The organism is Chelatococcus sp. KU-N122 (assembly GCF_055391085.1).
In genome coordinates, this window is the sequence record NZ_AP043981.1 from 3,391,437 (window position 1) to 3,409,087 (window position 17,651).

A 17,651-nucleotide genomic window follows, 5' to 3' on the forward strand; every position below is an offset into this window, starting at 1 on the left:
TGCCCGAATGGCGTTGTTTTCCAAGCGGATGGATGGCCGGGTCAAGCCCGGCCCTGACGCGGGTGAGCGGTAGGCAACTTCTGTGACCCCCTAGCCGCAAGCGGGGCGAGGTGCGCAGCTACGGTCATCAAGCCCGGCGATGACGCCGGCGATCGCTCTCTCCGGGGGCGCGGCTGGCATGGCTCTTGTACTGGCGGGCCACAGCAGCATCGTTCTGGGAGCTTGGTTGATGTCTCGTCGCGTCGTTCGTGTCCTGGCCATGGGGGTCGCAGCCGCCCTGTCGCAAGCCGCCGTGCCGGCCGCCGCCCAGACCATCCTGGTGGGCGCCGCCGTGCCCGACACGGGGCCGGCGGCGGCGCCGGCGCTCTGGCAGCGCTGGGGCATCAATCTGGCGATCGAGGAGATCAATGCCGCCGGCGGGCTGCTCGGCCGCAAGGTCGAGCTGATGGCCCAGGACGACCGCTGCAACCCGTCCGAGGCGGTCAACGCGGTCAACAAGCTGATCGAGGCCAAGGTCATCGCCATCCTCGGCGCCCATTGCAGCTCGGCGACGATCGCCGCCATGCCATTGGTCGCACAGGCCAAAATCCCGCTGATCGAGGGCATCGCGTCGAGCCCGCGCATCACCGAGCAGTCGGGCGACGGCAAGAACGAGTGGACCTTCCGCATCAATCCGTCGGACCTCGACATGATGAAGGCGCTCGGCATCTACCTGAGCCAGAACACCAAGTTCCGCAGGATCGCCTCGGTGGGCGAAGACACCGACTTCGGCCGCGGCGGCGCCACCGCCTTTGCCGAGGTGGCCAAGGCCGACGGGCTGACCATCATCTCCACGGATTTCCACCCGCAGAGCCAGCCGGATTTCACGCCGCTGCTGACGCGCCTCCAGCAGGCCCGGCCCGACGCCATCGCCATGTTCAACCTGACCGGCGACCAGCTCAACTTCCTGCGCACGGCCATGCAGCTCGGCCTCAGGATCCCGTTCACCGGCCGCTTCGACCCGGGCGGCGCCAACGAGCCGATCGTCAAGGCCGGTGGCCTCGACGGCTCGATCACCGCCTGGACCTACAGCGCCGACGTGGACGTGCCGAGCAACAAGGCCTTCGCCGACAAGGTCAGGGAGCTGCACAAGATGAGCCCGAACCTGCAGACCTGGGCCGGCTACGACACCATGCGGGTGCTGGCGGCGGCGGTGACGGCGGCGGGCAGCACCGACCCCGAAAAAATCCGCCAGGCGCTCAAGACGCAGACCTTCACCAGCGTCATGGGGACGCCCATCAAGTTCGACGCCAACAACCAGGGCGGCCACGTGGTGGCGATCCTCGGCATCGCCGATCGGAAAGCCACCGTGCAGAAGCTGGTCGAGCTGCCGTGACCGCGACATTTCGCCGGCAATAGACGGGCCAAACGGACGCTGCGGATGCAGCGTCCGCCTCCCGGCGCGGCAGTGCCCCCGCCGATGCCCAGTATAGGCGGCAGTGTTCCAAGTATCGGGACAGGTCGTTCTCCAAGCCGACACAGCCATGTCCCAGCAACCCGGCGGCCTTCTTCTCGCCGCGCAGCCGTCCGGAACGGAAGTCGGCCATGATACGAACATCGAGCTCAGTCGAGGACCACGCGTTGAGTCATTTTACAGGACATAGCCAGCGCCTGCCTGGAGCGCTTCGCGATTGGGTGGAATCACCCAATCGCAAAAGAAGCGCTCCAGATTCAAAAGGATGGAGCATTTCTCTGCAATTGGATGATGCTCATCCAATTGCGAAATGCTCTGGAGCCTTCCCGAAGCGCCTTCGGGGGTGGCGATGAGCGCCGCCGCCCGCCTCGCGGTCGACATCGGCGGCACGTTCACGGACCTGGCGGTCGAGGCCGGCGGCCGCTGGACGACCGCGAAGGTGCTGACGACGCCGAGCGCGCCCGAGCGAGGGGTGTTCGAGGGCGTGCGCCTGGTGCTCGCGCGGGCGCGCCTCGAGCCGGCCGATGTGCGCATCATCGTGCACGGCACCACGCTGGCGACCAACGCGCTGATCGAGCGCAAGGGCGCGCGCACCGCGCTGCTGGTCACCGAGGGCTTCCGCGATTCGGTCGAGATGGCCTACGAGAACCGCTTCGAGCAGTTCGACGTGATGATGGACAAGCCGCCGCCGCTGGTGCCGCGCCACCTGCGGCTGCCGGTGCCGGAGCGGATGGACGCGCGCGGCAACGTCGTCCGCCCGCTCGACGCGAGCGCGATCGGCGGCCTCGTCGACACGCTCCGGCGCGAGCGGGTCGAGAGCGTCGCCGTCGGCTTCCTCCACGCCTACGTCAATCCGGCCCATGAGCTCGCCATGCGCGAGCTGCTGCGCGCCGCCGCCCCGGATCTCGCGGTGACGCTGTCCAGCGAGGTGGCGCCCGAGATCCGCGAGTACGAGCGCTGGTCGACGGCCTGCGCCAACGCCTACGTGCAGCCGGTCATGGCAGGCTATCTCGGCCGGCTCGGCGAGGGCTTGCGGGCGGCGGGGCTCGCCTGCCCGCTGTTCCTGATCACCTCGGCCGGCGGGCTGACGACGCTGGAGACCGCCCGCCGCTTCCCGATCCGGCTGGTGGAATCGGGCCCGGCCGGCGGCGCCGTCCTGGCCGCGCACATCGCCGGGCGCTGCGGCCTCGACCGCATCGTCTCCTTCGACATGGGCGGCACCACCGCCAAGATCTGCCTCATCGACGACGGCAAGCCGCACTTCTCGCGGACCTTCGAGGTGGCGCGGCAGTACCGCTTCCTGAAGGGCAGCGGCCTGCCGCTCAAGATCCCGGTCATCGAGATGGTGGAGATCGGCGCCGGTGGCGGCTCGATCGCGGCGATCGACGAGATCGGCCGCGTCCAGGTGGGGCCGGAGAGCGCCGGCTCGGAGCCCGGCCCGGCCTGCTACGGCCGCGGCGGCACCCAGCCGACGGTGACCGACGCCAACGTCGTGCTCGGACGCATCGACCCGGAGCAGTTCGGCGGCGGCACCATGCCGCTCGACGCGGCCAAGGCGGAGCGCGCGCTCGACGCGGCGGTGGGGGCGGCGCTGGCCGTCGATCCGGCCCGTGCGGCGCTCGCCGTGTCCGAGATCGTCGAGGAGAACATGGCCAACGCCGCGCGCGTCCACGCCGTCGAGCGCGGCCGCCACCTCGGCGAGCGCACCATGATCGCCTTCGGCGGGGCGGCGCCGCTGCATGCGGTCCGCCTCGCCGACAAGCTCGGCATCGCGCGCGTCATCGTGCCGAGCGGCGCCGGCGTCGGCTCGGCCATCGGCTTCCTGCTCGCGCCGGTCGCCTTCGAGATCGTGAAGAGCCGCTACGTCAGGCTCGACGACAGCTTCGATGCGGCTGCGCTGAACGCCATGCGCGCCGAGATGCGGCGGGAGGCGCTCGCCATCGTCCGCCAGGGGGCGCCGGATGCGGCGCTCCAGGAGCACTGGAGCGCCGACATGCGCTACAGCGGGCAGGGCCACGAGGTGCCGGTGACGATCGATGCCGCCGACCTCACCGCGGCCGACGGCACCGAGCTCGCCAGTCGCTTCGGCGAGGCCTATGCCGCCCTGTTCGGGCGCACCATTCCAGGGCTCGCGGCCGAGGCGCTCAACTGGTCGCTGCGGCTCGAGGCGGCGGCCGAGAATTCCACGCCCGCCGCGCCGGCACCGCCGACGCCGGCCGCGGCGGCGGCCGTTCCGTCCGGGCGGCGGCGGCTGACCAACCCGGAGACCGGGCAGATCGTCGAGGTCGCCCTCTACGCCCGCGCGGCGCTCGAGCCGGGGCAGAGCCTCAGCGGCCCTGCCGTCATCACCGAGGACGAGACGACGACGATCGTCCAGCAGGGCTTCACCGCCACCATCGACGCGCTGAAGCAGATCGTGATCGTCAAGGAGGCCGCATGAGCGACGAGACCCTGGCCTTCATTCACCGCCAGATCATGTGGGACCGGCTGATCTCGGTGGTCGAGGAGCAGGCGCAGACCCTGATCCGCACCGGCTTCAGCACCTCGACGCGCGAGGCGGGCGACGTCTCGGCCGGCGTGTTCGACCTTGCCGGCAACATGCTCGCCCAGGCGGTGACGGGCACCCCCGGCCACGTCAATTCCATGGCGCGGGCGGTGGTCCACTTCATCGACCACTTCCCCGTCGCCACCATGCGGGCGGGCGATGCCTTCGTCACCAACGACCCCTGGAAGGGCACCGGCCACCTGCACGACTTCACCATGGTGTCGCCCTGCTTCCGCGACGGCGCGCCGGTGGCGCTGTTCGCCTGCACCAGCCACGTGGTCGACGTGGGCGGGCGCGGCATGGGGCCGGAGGGGCGGCAGGTCTACGAGGAAGGCCTCTACGTGCCGCTGATGCGCTTCGCCGATGCGGGCACCGTCAACGAGACCTTGATCGCCATCGTGCGCGGCAACGTGCGCGAGCCGGTCCAGGTGGTCGGCGACCTCTACTCGCTCGCCGCCTGCAACGAGGTGGGGGCGCGGCGCCTCGTCGCCATGATGGACGAGTTCCGCATCGCCAGCCTCGACGACCTCGGCGCCACCATCCTGGAGCGCTCGCGCCAGGCGATGCTGGAGGCGGTGCGCAAGGTGCCCGCCGGCCGCTACCGCAGCACGATGCGGGTCGACGGCTTCGAGAAGCCGGTCGACCTCGTGGCCGAGATGACGGTGGGCGAGGACGGCATCGACGTCGACTTCACCGGGACGTCGCCGCCCTCGTCGTTCGGCGTCAACGTGCCGTTCTGCTACACCGAGGCCTATGCGTCGTTCGGCGTGAAGTGCATCGTCGGCCCCAAGGTGCCGAACAACAGCGCCTCGTTGTCGGTCATCCGCATCCACGTGCCGCCGAACTGCATCCTCGCCGCCGAGCATCCGCTGCCGGTGGCGACGCGCCACGTCACCGGCCAGCTGCTGCCGGACCTGATGTTCGGCTGCCTGGCCCAGGCGCTGCCCGGCCAGGTGCCGGCCGAGGGCACCTCGGTGCTGTGGAACCTGTTCGCCATGGGCGGGCCGGGGCGCGTCGAGGCGGATCCGGCCGAGCTTGTGAATGCCACGTCGTTCAACGTCATGAGCTTCCATTCCGGCGGCACCGGCGCGCGGCCGGGCAAGGACGGCCTGTCGGCCACCGCTTTCCCCAGCGGCGTCCGCAATGTGCCGATCGAGGTCACCGAGGCGATGTCGCCGCTGATCGTCTGGCGCAAGGAATACCGGACCGATTCCGGCGGGCCGGGCCACCACCGCGGCGGCCTCGGCCAGGTCATGGAAGTCGAGAGCCTGGAGAACGAGCCGTTCGCGCTCAGCGCCAACTACGACCGTGTCATCTATCCGCCGCGTGGGCGCGACGGCGGCCGCGACGGCCGCAACGGCCGTGTCGGCCTGCGCTCCGGCCCGGCCCTTGCCGGCAAGGGCCGGCAGACCATTCCGCGCGGCGAGCGGCTGCTCATCGAGATGCCCGGCGGCGGCGGCATCGGCGACCCGCTGGCGCGGCCCATCGCGCTGGTGCGGGACGACGTCGTCGCCGGCCTCGTCTCGCGGGACGCGGCGCGCGCGGACTACGGCGTCGTCGTGCGCGACGACTTCACGGTGGACGATGCGGCGACGGCCGCGCTGCGGGGTGGGCCGACGGCGGCAACAGGGAGCGGACGATGATCTACAGTGCAGGTCTTCCCACGGGCATGGAGGGGCTGACCTATCCTATCCCGTTCTCGTCGCCGGAGGCGGTGGTGCGCATCGCCAAGCACGCCGAGGCGCTGGGCTACCATTCCGTGTGGGGCAACGACCACATGACCACGCAGCACTACGTGCGCGAGGAATACCCGGTGCCGCCGCGGTTCTGGGAGCCGCTGGTCACCTACGCCTTCCTGGCCGCGCAGACGACGACGCTGCGCTTCGGTACCGGCGTGCTGGTGCTGCCCATGCGCCGCGACATCGTCGTGGTCGCCAAGCAGATCGCCACGCTCGACCATTTCAGCAACGGCCGCTTCGAGCTCGGCGTCGGCATCGGCGCCTACCGCGAGGAGTTCGAGGCGCTGGCGCCCGGCGGCGGCGGCCATCGCGGCGAGATGATGGAGGAGGGGGTCGAGGCGCTCAAGGCGCTGTTCGGGGCGCGCGTCTCGAGCTTCGAAGGCAAGTATTATTCGTTCAAGGACGTCGAGCTGTTCCCGAAGCCCTTGCAGACGAAGCTGCCGATCTACTACGGCGGCAACAACGAGAACCACCTGCGGCGCACGGCCCAGTCGGCCGACGGCTGGATCCCGGCCGGCCTGCCGCTGGAGCGGCTGCGCCAGAGCGTCGTCACCCTGAAGCGGCTGGCGGCCGAGGCGGGGCGCGATCCCGATGCCATCCAGGTCGCGCCGCAGTTCGCCGCCCGCATCGAGCGCACCAGCGAGAAGGCGAGCGAGCGCTTCCAGCAGAGCCAGATGTACAAGCACCTGCTGTCGCTCAGGAAGTCGACGCTCAAGGGGCAGAGCGGCGACAGCATGGAGGGCACCAATCTGGTCGGCAGCGTCGAGGAGGTGAGGGAGAAGGCGCTGCGGCTGAAGGAGGCCGGCGTCACCCATTTCCTCGGCATCTACTTCGCCGCCAACGACGTGGAGGACCTGCTCGACCAGATGCAGATCTTCGCGGAAGAGATCGCCCCGGCGCTGGCGTGACCGAAGCCGCCGCCCATCCCCATCGTCCGGCCGCCGGCGCAGGACGCTCGCCGTCCTGTGCCATCGGCCAGCGCTCGCTCGGCGACCCCAGCCGGCTCTATCCGCTGACGCCGGTACTGACGCGCGGCTGCCCGGCTACGGGCGGACCCGAGATGCAGTTTCCGCTCGAGATCGACTACGACTATGCGGCCGTGCCGCCCGGCCTATTCGATCAGCCGCCGCTGCCGGGCCTGGAGCGCTGGGCACCGCTGCTGCCGCCGCTGCAGGCGGGATTGTCCATGGGCGAAGGCGGCACGCCGCTGCTCGACGCTCCTGGCCTTGCGGCGGAGCTGGGCCTGCGCGAGACGCTGCTGCTCAAGGACGAGAGCCGCAACCCGACCTGGAGCCACAAGGACCGGCTCAACTTGGTCGCCGTCAGCGCAGCCTGCGCCGCCGGCGCCCGCGGCATCGCCGTGGCGTCGTCGGGCAACCACGGGGTCGCGGCGGCCGCCTACGCCGCCCGCGCGGGGCTTCCCTGCGTGGTCATCACCAGCCCCGACGCCCAAGGCGCCTTCCGCGATTTCCTCGACGCGCTGGGCGCCCACACGGTCATCGCTTCGACCGAGGAGCGGTGGGCGATCCTCAACCGGATCGTCGCGCACACGGGCTTCCTGCCGGTGAGCAACCTCACCCGCTTCCACACCGGCAACCCGTTCGGCCCGGAGGGCTACAAGACGGTCGCCTACGAGCTGTTCCTCCAGCTCGGACGCCAGGTGCCGGGCTCCGTCGTCGTGCCGACGGGCTACGGCGAGCTGCTGTTCGGCATCGCCAAGGGCTTTCGCGAGCTGCAGCGGCTGGGCCTCACCGCCCGCCTGCCGCGCCTGTTCTCGGCGGAGCCCGCGGCGCGCGGCCCGCTCGCCCGCGCCATGGCGACGAACGCGCCGGCGGCGGAGGTCGCGGCGTGGCCTTCGGCGGCGGCGGGCATCGCCTGTACGGTCAGCAGCTATCGCGGCCTCGTGGCGCTGCGCGAGACGAACGGCCGGGCGCTCACCGCGAGCGAGGACGGCATGGCCGCAGCGCAGCGGCGGCTGGCGCGGCAGGGGCTGTGGCAGGAGCGCTCGGGCGCCGCGGCCGTCGCCGCACTGGCCGAAGCGGCGGTCGCCGGCGCCGACATCCCCGGCCCGGTCGTTGCCGTCCTGACGTCGAGCGGCCTCAAGGACGTCGCCACCGCCGAGGCGAGGCGCCCGGCGACGTCGGCCGCGGCGTTGGGGGCGCTGCTCGACCAACTGGGGACGCCATGACCGCGGCTTCCGTCCTTCCGGCGCTGGGCCTGTCGCTCGAGGGCGGCGAAACCCCGGCCGTGGCGCGCGCGCTGGCCGCGGCCGCCGCGGCGGGCAACGCCGGGCACCTGTGGATCGCCTGCCACCTGTTCCAGCGCGAGCCGATCGCCATGGCCGCCGGCGTGCTGGCGGCGGCACCGGCGGTGCGTGTCACGCTGATGGCCATGAGCCCCTACAGCGTGCACCCGGTCTACGCCGTGATGGCGGCGGCCACCCTGGACGAATGGTTCCCCGGGCGCGTCTCGCTGTGCTTCGGGGTGGGCGCGCCGCGCGACCTGGCCGCCGCCGGCATCGCGGCGCCGCAGCCGCTGCAGACCTTGCGTGAGGCGATCGCCATCGCCCGGGCGCTGCTCGGCGGCGAGACCATCCACCATGACGGCCAACGCTTCCAGGTCCATGGCCGCAGCCTGGCGACCGGCGCACGGCCGCTGCCGATCGAGCTTGCCGCATCGGGCCCGCAGATGCTCGAGCTCGCCGGGCGCATGGCCGACGGCGTGCTGCTCAGCGCCGGAACCTCCATCCCGTTCCTGCGCTGGTGCCTCGACCAGGTGGCGAAGGGGGAGGCGGCGAGTGGCCGCCGCATCAGCCGCGCGGCGCTCGTCTACGCTTCGGTGGCCGACGACGCGCGGGCCGCGCACGACCGGTTGCGGCGGCGGCTGGCGTTCATCCTGCGCGGCGCCCACCACGCCCGCAACATCGAGCTCGGCGGCGCAACGCTCGACCAGGACAGGGTCGCCGCGGCCTTCGCCGCCGAACGGTGGGACGAGGTCGAGGCGCTCGTGGGCGACGACGTGGTCCGCCGCCACGCGGCCAGCGGCACCGCGGCCGAGGTAATCGGGCGCTTCGGCGCCTACGCCGAGGTCGGCCTCGACGAGCTGGTGCTGGCCGGCCAGGCCGACCCGGCCCAGCTCACCAGCTTTCTGAACGCCGTGCGCGGGCGGTGATCGGAGGCGCGACGCGCGGTGCTTTCCTCGTTCTCCGCTGTCATGGCCGTCGTCCCCCGCCGTCATGGCCGGGCTTGACCCGGCCATCCATCTCCTAAGTAAAGCCAACGTATAAGCTGGCATGAGCGAAGATTCATTAAGTTGATGGATGGCCGGGTCAAGCCCGACCATGACGAGGTTGCATGGGCGCGCCTCGCCAAGCGGCGGGGGCATCCCGCCCGCCTCGCCAGTACAACATTGACGCTCCCGTCGCGCCCCGGCTACTCTGTGCCTATGAGCGATACGGTGTTCCTATATGCGGCACAGTGAAGCCTCGAACCAGTCGCTGTCCAAGGGGCTGGCCATTCTCGAGCAGCTGGGTGATGCCCGCGAGGAGCTGGGGGTGCGCGAGCTGGCGCGGCGGCTCGATCTCTCGCCCAGCGTCGTGCAGCGGCTGGTGTCGACGTTGCGGTCGTTCGGCTTCGTCGAGCAGAACGCGTCGAGCCTGCGCTACCGTATCGGCCATCGCATCTTCGAGGTGGGGCAGACCTATCTGGCGCAGCAGATCCTGACCGAGCACGCCTTCACTGAGCTGCGCGACCTCGCCCATGCGCAATCCATGAGCGCCTTCCTCGGCGTCCTGCGCGGCTATTCGGTCATCTACCTGCTGTCGCTGACCAGCGGGCCGGTGACGGTCAACACCCAGCCGGGCTCGCGCACGCACCTGCATTCGACGGCGCTGGGCAAGATGCTGCTCGCCGGGCTGCCCGAGACCGAGCTCGCGGTGATGCTCGAATGCATCCCCCTGCCGCGCCTGACGCCGACCACCATCGTCGACCGCGACGCGCTGCTCGAGGAGGTGCGCGAAGCCCGCCGCAACGGCTTCGCCCTGTCCGACGAGGAGAACATCCCGGGGCTCTACTCCGTCGGCGCCGGCATCGCCGACCGCCACGGCACCGTCGCCGCCATCAGCCTGTCCGCCCCGTGTGCGCTCATCACCGAAGCGAAGAAGCGGGAGATGCGGGACGGCGTCGAGGCCGCCGCCCGCCGCCTGTCACGCCGCATGGGCGCGCGTGCGGCGAACAGCTTTGCGGCGTGATGGATGCAGCTCGGCGGCGCTCGTTCGCACGACGACCGCGGCATCCCTCGCCCCGCAAGCGGGGCGAGGTAAGCAGCTGCACGGTCATGGCTGGCTTTGTGCGCCGCTAACGCCCGCTCGTGTACCGCCCGTCGATGGGCCAGTGCTCCAGCGGGCCGTCCGGGTGCCAGACGTGGTAGCCGTCGTGCAAGTTGACGGTGGGGTCGCAGTGGCTGGCCGACAGCAGCAGCCGGGCGCCGATCGGGGGTTGCGTCGCGCCTTCCGGCAGGTCGAGGATGCCGTGCTCGTCGCCGCCGAAGCGGTAGCGGGCGCCCTCGGCGCCGAGGATGACGTGCGGCGGCGGGCCGTTGGTGGCGATGGCCTTGGTGCCGGCGTCGATCGTCACCTGGCCGGGATGGCTGGCCGACACCACGGTGGTGAGCACATAGAGGGCGACGCCGAAGGCGGCGTCCTCGCCGTTACCGCGCCTGATGCGTCCGTAGTCGGCGTCCATCAGCGTATAGGAGCCGGTCTGCAGCTCCGTGTAGGGGCCGTCGCGGTCGAAGGCGAAGGCACCGGTGCCGCTGCCGGATATCAGGGGCACGGCCAGGCCCGCCGCCTCGATCGCCTCCACCACGTGTGCCAGAGCCTGCGCCGATCGCGCCGCCGCCGCCCGGCGCTCGTCCGGATCGACGACGTGCTGGACATGGCCGGCATAGCCCTGAACGCCGGCGAAGCGGAAGCGCCCGTCGGCGGCGATCAGCTTGGCGAGCCCGGCCCCGGCTTCGGCGCTCGCCACGCCGGTGCGGCGCTGGCCGACGTCCACGTCGACCACCAGCGACAGGGGCGCGTCGCGGGGGCGCGACGCCCGTTGCAGCAGCGCGACCTGAGCCGGGTGGTCGACGACCGCCAGCATCGGCGCCGCCCGGTTGAGCGCCAGCAGCCGCCGCGCCGTGCCCTCGCTGCCGAACGGCGCCGTCAGCAGCAGGCCGTGGATGCCGCGTGCGGCCAGCGCCTCGGCCTCGCCGATGGTGGCGCAGGAGATGCCGATGGCGCCTGCCGCGAGCTGGCGGCGGGCGATGTCGGCGGATTTGTGGGTCTTGGCGTGGGGACGCAGCGCCACCCCCGCGTCCATTGCGGTGGCGGCCATGCGGGCGAGGTTGGCGTCCAGCACGGGCCTGTCGATCACCAGCGCGGGGGTCGCGATGGGCGCCAGTGCGGCGAGGCCGGGGTCGATGCGCGTGGCTTTCGTCATGGCGTATCGCCTTCTTGGTCGGTGGCGAGGCGGCAGGCAGCGTAGACGCGCTCGGGCCGCAGCGGCAGCGTGAAAAGCGGTGTCTCGTGGCCGGATGCGCCGGGCGCGATGGCATGGGCGAGCGCATTGGCGATCACCGCGGCGGTGGGGATGAGCCCACCCTCGCCGATGCCGCGCACGCCGAGCGGGTTGGTGCCGGGGAGGGTTTCCACGTGGCCGAGGCGGACCCGCGGCAGGTCGGGCGCCGTGGCGACCAGGTAGTCGGCCATGGTCGATGTCACCAGCTGCCCCTCGTCGCTGTAGATCAGCTCGGAGAACAGCGCGCCGCCGATGCCGTCGATGACGCCGCCAACGATCTGCCCTTCGACGATCATGGCGTTGAGCGCGCGGCCGGCATCGTGGGAGACGAAATAGTCGAGCACGCGGAAGAAGCCGGTCCGCGGATCGAGCCGGACCTTGGCCACATGCACGGCGCCGCCGAAGGTCACCGGCTGGTCGCTGCCGTAGACGTACTGGGCCTCCAGCGCCGGCTCGCCGGCGAAATGCGAGCCGCCGGGGCTCACCGCCCGGGCGATCGCGGCGATGTCCAGGTCCGTCTCGCCGCCGGTGGCGCGCACGATCCGCCCGTCGACGATCGACAGGGCGTCCGGGGGCGCCTGCAACATGTCGGCTGCCACCGCCAGGATCTTCTCCCGCAGCCGCGCGGCGGCGCCGAGCACGGCATTGGCGCCGAAGATGGCGCCGCGGCTGGCAAAGGCGCCGCGGCCGAACGGCACCAGCTGGGTGTCGCCCATGCGCACGTCCACGCGCGCGAAGTCGACGCCGAGCGTCTCCGCCGCCACCTGGGCATAGGTCGTATGCTGCCCCTGGCCCTGGGTGCTCATGCCCGAGGTCACCGTGATGTTGCCGAGGGCGTCGGCGCGGATGACGGCGGTCTCGAAGTTGACGAAGCCCGAGCCTTCGATGCAGGCCGCCAGCGCCCAGGCGGTGCGGCAGCCGTCCGCCTCGACGACGACCTCGCTGCTATAGCCGCTCTCGGCCAGTGCCTGGTCGAGGAGGGCGGGAAAATCCCCGCTCTCGAAACGCAGCGGAATACCGGCGAGGCTGCGCTTCAGCTCGTAGGGCAGGTCGGCCGGCCGGATCAGGTTGCGGCGCCGCAGCTCGACGGGCGCGAGGCCGGCGCGCTTGGCCAGCAGATCCATCAGGCATTCGATGGGGAAGGCCGCCTCCGGCGCGCCGGCGCCGCGGTAGGTGGCGATCGGCGTCTTGTTGGTGCCGATGCAGCTCACGTCGACGCGGAGGTGGGGGATGCGGTAGGCGTTGGCCAGGAAGCCCGCCGCCACCTCCGCCGTCATGATGCCGCTGGTGAAGACGTAGCCGCCCATGTCCAGGCGCACATGCGCCTTCAGCCCGACCAGCGCGCCGTCGGCGTCGCAGCCGAGCTCGATGTCCACGTCGATCGCCCGGGAGTGGGTGGTGGCCTGCAGGTTCTCGAAGCGGTCCTCGATCCACTTGACCGGCCGCCGCAGGCACCGGCTGGCATGGCTGACGACGAGCTCCTCCGCGTAGGTGCGCGACTTGGCGCCGAAGCCGCCGCCCACGTCCTCGCAGATGACGCGCACCTGGTACTCGGGGATGTCGAGGATGGAGGACAGGTTCTGGCGTACGTTGTAATGCGCCTGCGTCGACATCCAGACCGTCAGCGCCCGCCGCGCTTCGTCGTAGTCGGCGACGATGCCGCGCGTTTCCAGCGGCAGCGGCGCCTGCCGGGCGAAGCTGAACGTCTCGCGCATGCGGTGGGTGGCGCCGTGCAGGGCCGCGTCCACATCGCCTGTCGCCTGGTGGAAGCTGGCGCCGACATTGCCGTGCCAGTCGGGATGCAGCCGCGGCGCGTCGGGATCGACGGCGTCGGCGACCGTCGCGATCACCGGCAGCTCGCGGTAGTCGACCTCCACCAGCGCCGCCAGGTCCTCGGCCCGGTAGCGGTTCTCGGCCACGACGAAGGCGATCGGCTCGCCGACGAAGCGGACGCGGTCCGTGGCCAGGAAGCGCGGGAGGCCGCCGCGGATGGCCGCATGCCAATAGCGCGTCACCCAGGGCCGGTCGTTGAACGGCAAGTCGGCGGCGGTCAGCACCAGCAGCGCGCCGGCGGCGAGCGCGGCACTGGCATCGATCGAGACGACCTCGGCGTGGGCACGCGAGCTGCGGACGAAGGCGCCCTCGACCATGCGGTCAAGATGCACGTCGTCGACGAAGCGTCCGGCGCCGCGCAGCAGCCGGGCATCCTCCTTGCGGCGCGGAGCGGACGCGGCGGCCGGGCGGCTCATGACGGCAGCACCTCGGCCAGGCAGTCGGTCAGCAGCACGCGGGCCAGCTGAAGCCGGTAGTCGGCGCCGATGACGCCGTCCTCCATCGGCGTCACTCGGGCCAGCTCCTCGTCGATCAGGCGGGCAACCGCGTCGCGTCGGAGCGGCCGGCCCGCCAGCTCCCGGCCGAGGTGCGCGCACAGGTGCGGCGTGGGCGCCAGCCCGCCCACCGCGACGGTCAGGTTGTCCGGCGACCATTCGGCGGCGACCGAGGCGATGGCGAAATCGCCGTGCCGCCGGGCCAGCTCGCGGAAGGCGCACCGCGCCGCCGGGTGGCTGGCCAGGAAGGTGATCTCGGTCAGCATTTCGTCGGCCGCGCGCACAGTCTCCATGGCGTGCAGGAAGAAGGCCCGGGCCGGGACGGTCCGGGCGCCCGCGGCGCTCAGCAGGGTGAGCACGGCGTCAGAGGCGACGGCGACGAGGGCGAGCTCGGCAGCCGGATCGGCATGGCAGAGGCTGCCGCCGATGGTGCCGCGGCTGCGCGTCTGCGGATGGCCGATATGGGGCAGTGCGAGCGCCAGCAGCGGCAGCGCCTGAGGCACGGTCGGGCATCGCATCAGCGCCCCTTGCCGGGCCATGGCGCCGATGCGGACGTGGCCGTCCTCGCGTCGCACGTCGGCGAGCCCGGCAATGCCGTTGATGTCGATCACCAGGTCGGGCGCGGCGAGGCGCAGGTTGAGCATGGGCATCAGGCTCTGGCCGCCGGCCAGCAGCACGGCGCCGTCGCTCTCGGCGAGCAGCCGAGTCGCCTCCGCGACGGTGCCGGGCCTGGCGTAGGCGAAGCTCGGCGGCTTCATCGCACGGCCTTCATCGGGGCTTGCGCGAGGACGGCGTCGACGATGTGCTGGTAGCCCGTGCATCGGCAGACGTGCCCGGCCAGCACGTGGCGCACGCCCTCCTCGTCGCCGGGCAGGCGGCCGGACCGCTCCAGCGCCTCCAGCGTCATCAGAATCCCGGGGGTGCAGAAGCCGCATTGCAGTCCGTGATGGGCGTGGAACGACGCCTGCATCGGCGACAGCTCCCCGTCCTCGGCCAGGGCTTCCGCCGTCTCGATGCGGCTGCCCTGGGCCTGCACCGCCAGCATCAGGCAGGAGCGGACCGGCTCGTCGTCGACGATGACGGTGCAGGCGCCGCACACGCCGATCTCGCAGCCGACATGGGTCGCGGTGAGCCGGAGCTGGTGGCGCAGGAAGTCGACCAGCAGCAGGCGCGGCTCGACCGTCGCTTCGACGTGAAGGCCGTTCACGGTGCAGGACAGGTTCATCAGGGCCTCGCTCAGATCCGGGAGCCGCTTCGTCAGGCCCGCAGGCGTGCGCTTGGCGTCCACAAGTCCCCGTCGGCGCGGACCGCATCGGCCCAGGCCGGCAGGTAGCGTGGCGATGGCGTGCCGGCGCCGGCGGCCAGCAACCGCTCCAGCTCGGCCGCCACCGCCAGCAGGCGCGGTTCGGCGTAGCGCTCGGCCACGACCTGCAAGCCGATCGGCATGCCGGTCGCGCCCGTCGCCGCCGGCAGCGTCAGGCACGGCACGTGCAGCACCGTCCACGGGATGTTCTGCGACGGATCGCCGGTGTTGCTCATGTCTGGCGCCTCGGCGGCCGCCGCCGCGCACAGCAGGGCGTCGTAGCCCGCCGCTGCCTGCGGGAAGGCGATGCGGCTCTCCTCGGCGCGCACTAGGGCTTCGCGGTGGTCGGCGGCAGTCCACCGTTCGGCCCGCTCGATGCCGGCCGCCATCGACGGCGCCAGGCGGTCGCGGGCAGCAACATACTCGGGCATCAGACCGCGGCGCATCTCGAAATCATGGATCGTGCGTCCGATATCGACAAGATCGGCGAAGCGCGGCCCGAGCTCCACGTCGTCGATCACGACGCCCGCTTGGCGCAGCCGTGCGACGCAGGCTTCGACCGCAGCGCGCGCATCCGGTGCCACCTCGCTCCACCAGGCGCCGCGGCAGAAGCCCAGCCGCAGCCCGCTTCCGCCGGCTGCGGGCGCGGGGCCGGGATCGTCGACCAGCGCCTCGTAGAGCAGCCGCACGTCGGCGACGCTGCGGGCGAACAGGCCGATGCTGTCGAGCGATTCGGCGAGCGGCTTCAGGCCCGCGCGGCTGAGGCGTGCGTAGGTCGGCTTGAAGCCGACCACGCCGCAGTAGGAGGCCGGCCGTACCACCGACCCCAGGGTCTGCGTGCCGATCGACAAGGGCACCAGGCCGGCAGCGACCGCCGCCGCCGAGCCGGCCGACGAGCCGCCGGGCGAGCGTGCCGCGTCGAGCGGATTGTGCGTGCGGGCCGGGGGCCAGGCGGCGAACTCGGTGGTCGCCGTCTTGCCGGCGACGACGGCACCGCACTGCTTGAGCGCGGTGACGATCGCCGCATCCATCGCCGGGCGGTGACCCGCATAGGCGTTCGAGCCGAAGCCGGTCGGCATGTCGGCCGTCTCGAAAATGTCCTTCACGGCGATGGGCAGGCCGGCGAGGGAACTGCGCGCCGGCCCGACCGGCGGAACGATCGTCCGCGCGTCGTCGCCGACATGGACGAAGGCCTCCAGGTCGGCGTTGGCGCGGATGCGCGACAGGGTCCAGCGCGCGAGGCGCGTCGGCTCGAGCGAGCCGGCGGCGACGGCATCTCTGATCTCGGACAGCGGGGTTTTGGCAAACGGTTGCATGCGGCTCACGGTTCGATGTCGGCACCATAGGAGATGGATCGCAAAACTGAAAGTTCAGAATTCACACTCGATGCCCGCTCTTTACGCCGAAGTGATGAGAGAAGCGGCAGTGAGGCATTCAAATGGCCTTGACCGCCAATGTGTTCGCTCACATCGTTGATACTGAAATGTCAATTCAAACCAAAACTCGGCAAGGCATCCGGGCGGCGTGACCAGCCGAGCGGCGGCCCGACAGGCGAGCGACAACCAGGGGATCGGCATGAAGCGAAGGACCGTGATAGCTGCGTTTGCAGGCGCGATAGCGACGACCCTCGGCTTGGGGACGATCGGCTTGGGGACGGTGCCTCCGGCACAGGCCGCAGGCTCGTTTCCCGACAAGCCGATCACCTTCGTGGTACCGTTCGCGCCCGGCGGCATCAGCGACGTCATGGCGCGCGCCATCAGCGCGGCCATGTCGCCGGAGCTCGGCCAGCCCGTCATCGTGCTGAACAAGCCGAGCCCGGGCATGGTGCTGGGCCTGAGCGAGGTCGCCAACGCCAAACCCGACGGCTACACCATCGGCATCTGGGCCAATTCGGCCTACACCTTTCCCATCGGCATGAAGACCACGGTGCCGTACGACGGCATCGAGGGCTTCACCTTCATCCGCTCCTACAGCGAGTTCGTGCTGGGCGTCGTCGTCCGCGCCGATGCGCCGTGGAAGACGCTGCAGGATTTGCTCGACGAGGGCAAGAAGAGCCCCGGAAAGCTCAAGTTCGGCTCCGTCGGCATCAATTCCGTCCAGCACCTGATCATGGAACAGGTGATGAAGGAGAGCGGCGCCAAGTTCGTCCACGTGCCGCAGGCCGGGACGGCGGCCGGCATCGCCAACGTGCTGGGCGGCCACCTCGATTTCCTCTCCGACGCTTCGTCGTGGGCGCCGAACGTGCGCCAGGGGCAGCTGCGCCTGCTCGCCTACACCGGAGACAAGCGCTCGACGTATTTCCCGGACGCACCGACCTTCAAGGAGCTCGGCTTCGACGTCGTACGCAGCCGCGGCGCCATCGTCGGCCCGCCGAACCTGCCCGAGCCGATCCGCACCAAGCTCGACGCCGCCATCGACAAGGCGCTGAAGGATCCCAAGGTGATGGAGGCCTTCGCCAGCATCGCCACCGAGATCAGCAGCATGCCGGGCGACGAGATGCGGACGTTCTCCATCGCCGATCGCAAGCTGTGGGAAGCAATGCTCGGCGCGGCGCCGAAGAATTGATGAGGGGCTTCGACGTCATAGCCGGGCTTGACCCGGCTATCCATCTCCGAGCCAAGTAATGGTTTTGTGTAGCTAGATCGCCGACAGATTTTTCAGCTGATGGATAGCCGGGTCAAGCCCGGCTATGACGGCAGGGACAGACGTTGCCATCCATCGAC

The 17,651-nt window shown here is 71.1% G+C and carries 13 protein-coding genes; 8 read left to right on the forward strand and 5 right to left on the reverse strand.

The window, feature by feature from the left end:
• Positions 1–229 precede the first annotated feature (229 nt).
• The 7 genes from ACZ5PO_RS15190 (at position 230) to ACZ5PO_RS15220 (ending at position 9,986) form a co-directional block, all read left to right on the forward strand.
• The gene (locus tag ACZ5PO_RS15190) at positions 230–1,375 is read left to right on the forward strand and encodes an ABC transporter substrate-binding protein (protein ID WP_464194850.1); all 1,146 of its coding nucleotides are present in this window, start codon (positions 230–232) and stop codon (positions 1,373–1,375) included.
• A gap of 421 nt (positions 1,376–1,796) precedes the next feature.
• Positions 1,797–3,893, forward strand: a complete 2,097-nt coding sequence (locus tag ACZ5PO_RS15195; RefSeq protein ID WP_464194852.1) for a hydantoinase/oxoprolinase family protein — start codon at positions 1,797–1,799, stop codon at positions 3,891–3,893.
• Entirely contained in the window at positions 3,890–5,641 is a 1,752-nt protein-coding gene (locus ACZ5PO_RS15200; RefSeq protein WP_464194854.1) for a hydantoinase B/oxoprolinase family protein, read from the forward strand. The genes ACZ5PO_RS15195 and ACZ5PO_RS15200 overlap by 4 nt, the downstream gene beginning before the upstream one ends.
• Complete coding sequence (locus ACZ5PO_RS15205; protein ID WP_464194856.1) at positions 5,638–6,645, forward strand: LLM class flavin-dependent oxidoreductase; 1,008 nt, start codon at positions 5,638–5,640, stop codon at positions 6,643–6,645. Before ACZ5PO_RS15200 ends, ACZ5PO_RS15205 begins: the two co-directional genes overlap by 4 nt.
• Positions 6,642–7,925 (forward strand): threonine synthase, encoded by a 1,284-nt coding sequence (locus tag ACZ5PO_RS15210; RefSeq protein WP_464194858.1) that lies wholly within the window; start codon positions 6,642–6,644, stop codon positions 7,923–7,925. Before ACZ5PO_RS15205 ends, ACZ5PO_RS15210 begins: the two co-directional genes overlap by 4 nt.
• A complete protein-coding gene (locus ACZ5PO_RS15215) occupies positions 7,922–8,908 on the forward strand; it encodes an LLM class flavin-dependent oxidoreductase (RefSeq protein ID WP_464194860.1) in 987 nt (328 codons plus the stop codon). Before ACZ5PO_RS15210 ends, ACZ5PO_RS15215 begins: the two co-directional genes overlap by 4 nt.
• A 295-nt stretch (positions 8,909–9,203) precedes the next feature.
• On the forward strand, positions 9,204–9,986 hold the full coding sequence (locus tag ACZ5PO_RS15220) for an IclR family transcriptional regulator (RefSeq protein WP_464194862.1): 783 nt from the start codon (positions 9,204–9,206) through the stop codon (positions 9,984–9,986).
• A 106-nt stretch (positions 9,987–10,092) separates the two neighbouring features.
• On the opposite strand, the gene ACZ5PO_RS15225 is transcribed toward ACZ5PO_RS15220, so the two are convergent.
• Genes ACZ5PO_RS15225 through ACZ5PO_RS15245 form a run of 5 tightly spaced genes read right to left on the reverse strand, consistent with a single transcriptional unit; the run spans position 10,093 to position 16,244 of the window.
• Positions 10,093–11,220 carry a DSD1 family PLP-dependent enzyme gene (locus tag ACZ5PO_RS15225; protein WP_464194864.1) on the reverse strand — a complete coding sequence of 376 codons (1,128 nt, stop codon included), beginning with the start codon at positions 11,218–11,220 and terminating at the stop codon, positions 10,093–10,095.
• A complete protein-coding gene (locus ACZ5PO_RS15230; RefSeq protein WP_464194866.1) occupies positions 11,217–13,547 on the reverse strand; it encodes a xanthine dehydrogenase family protein molybdopterin-binding subunit in 2,331 nt (776 codons plus the stop codon). Before ACZ5PO_RS15230 ends, ACZ5PO_RS15225 begins: the two co-directional genes overlap by 4 nt.
• Entirely contained in the window at positions 13,544–14,383 is an 840-nt protein-coding gene (locus tag ACZ5PO_RS15235) for an FAD binding domain-containing protein (RefSeq protein WP_464194867.1), read from the reverse strand. The genes ACZ5PO_RS15230 and ACZ5PO_RS15235 overlap by 4 nt, the downstream gene beginning before the upstream one ends.
• Positions 14,380–14,850, reverse strand: coding sequence for a (2Fe-2S)-binding protein (locus ACZ5PO_RS15240; RefSeq protein ID WP_464194869.1), 471 nt, complete (start codon positions 14,848–14,850; stop codon positions 14,380–14,382). The genes ACZ5PO_RS15235 and ACZ5PO_RS15240 overlap by 4 nt, the downstream gene beginning before the upstream one ends.
• A gap of 32 nt (positions 14,851–14,882) precedes the next feature.
• A complete protein-coding gene (locus ACZ5PO_RS15245; RefSeq protein WP_464194871.1) occupies positions 14,883–16,244 on the reverse strand; it encodes an amidase in 1,362 nt (453 codons plus the stop codon).
• Positions 16,245–16,584: 340 nt separating this feature from the next.
• Here ACZ5PO_RS15245 and ACZ5PO_RS15250 point away from each other — a divergent pair, with 340 nt between their 5' ends.
• On the forward strand, positions 16,585–17,493 hold the full coding sequence (locus ACZ5PO_RS15250; RefSeq protein WP_464196850.1) for a tripartite tricarboxylate transporter substrate binding protein: 909 nt from the start codon (positions 16,585–16,587) through the stop codon (positions 17,491–17,493).
• Positions 17,494–17,651 lie beyond the last annotated feature (158 nt).

Coding starts and splice junctions, on each gene's coding strand:
- ACZ5PO_RS15190 (WP_464194850.1), top strand. CDS start 230: ATGTCTCGTCGCGTCGTTCGTGTCCTGGCCATGGGGGTCGCAGCCGCC.
- ACZ5PO_RS15200 (WP_464194854.1), top strand. CDS start 3,890: ATGAGCGACGAGACCCTGGCCTTCATTCACCGCCAGATCATGTGGGAC.
- ACZ5PO_RS15205 (WP_464194856.1), top strand. CDS start 5,638: ATGATCTACAGTGCAGGTCTTCCCACGGGCATGGAGGGGCTGACCTAT.
- ACZ5PO_RS15215 (WP_464194860.1), top strand. CDS start 7,922: ATGACCGCGGCTTCCGTCCTTCCGGCGCTGGGCCTGTCGCTCGAGGGC.
- ACZ5PO_RS15220 (WP_464194862.1), top strand. CDS start 9,204: ATGCGGCACAGTGAAGCCTCGAACCAGTCGCTGTCCAAGGGGCTGGCC.
- ACZ5PO_RS15225 (WP_464194864.1), bottom strand. CDS start 11,220: ATGACGAAAGCCACGCGCATCGACCCCGGCCTCGCCGCACTGGCGCCC.
- ACZ5PO_RS15230 (WP_464194866.1), bottom strand. CDS start 13,547: ATGAGCCGCCCGGCCGCCGCGTCCGCTCCGCGCCGCAAGGAGGATGCC.
- ACZ5PO_RS15235 (WP_464194867.1), bottom strand. CDS start 14,383: ATGAAGCCGCCGAGCTTCGCCTACGCCAGGCCCGGCACCGTCGCGGAG.
- ACZ5PO_RS15240 (WP_464194869.1), bottom strand. CDS start 14,850: ATGAACCTGTCCTGCACCGTGAACGGCCTTCACGTCGAAGCGACGGTC.
- ACZ5PO_RS15245 (WP_464194871.1), bottom strand. CDS start 16,244: ATGCAACCGTTTGCCAAAACCCCGCTGTCCGAGATCAGAGATGCCGTC.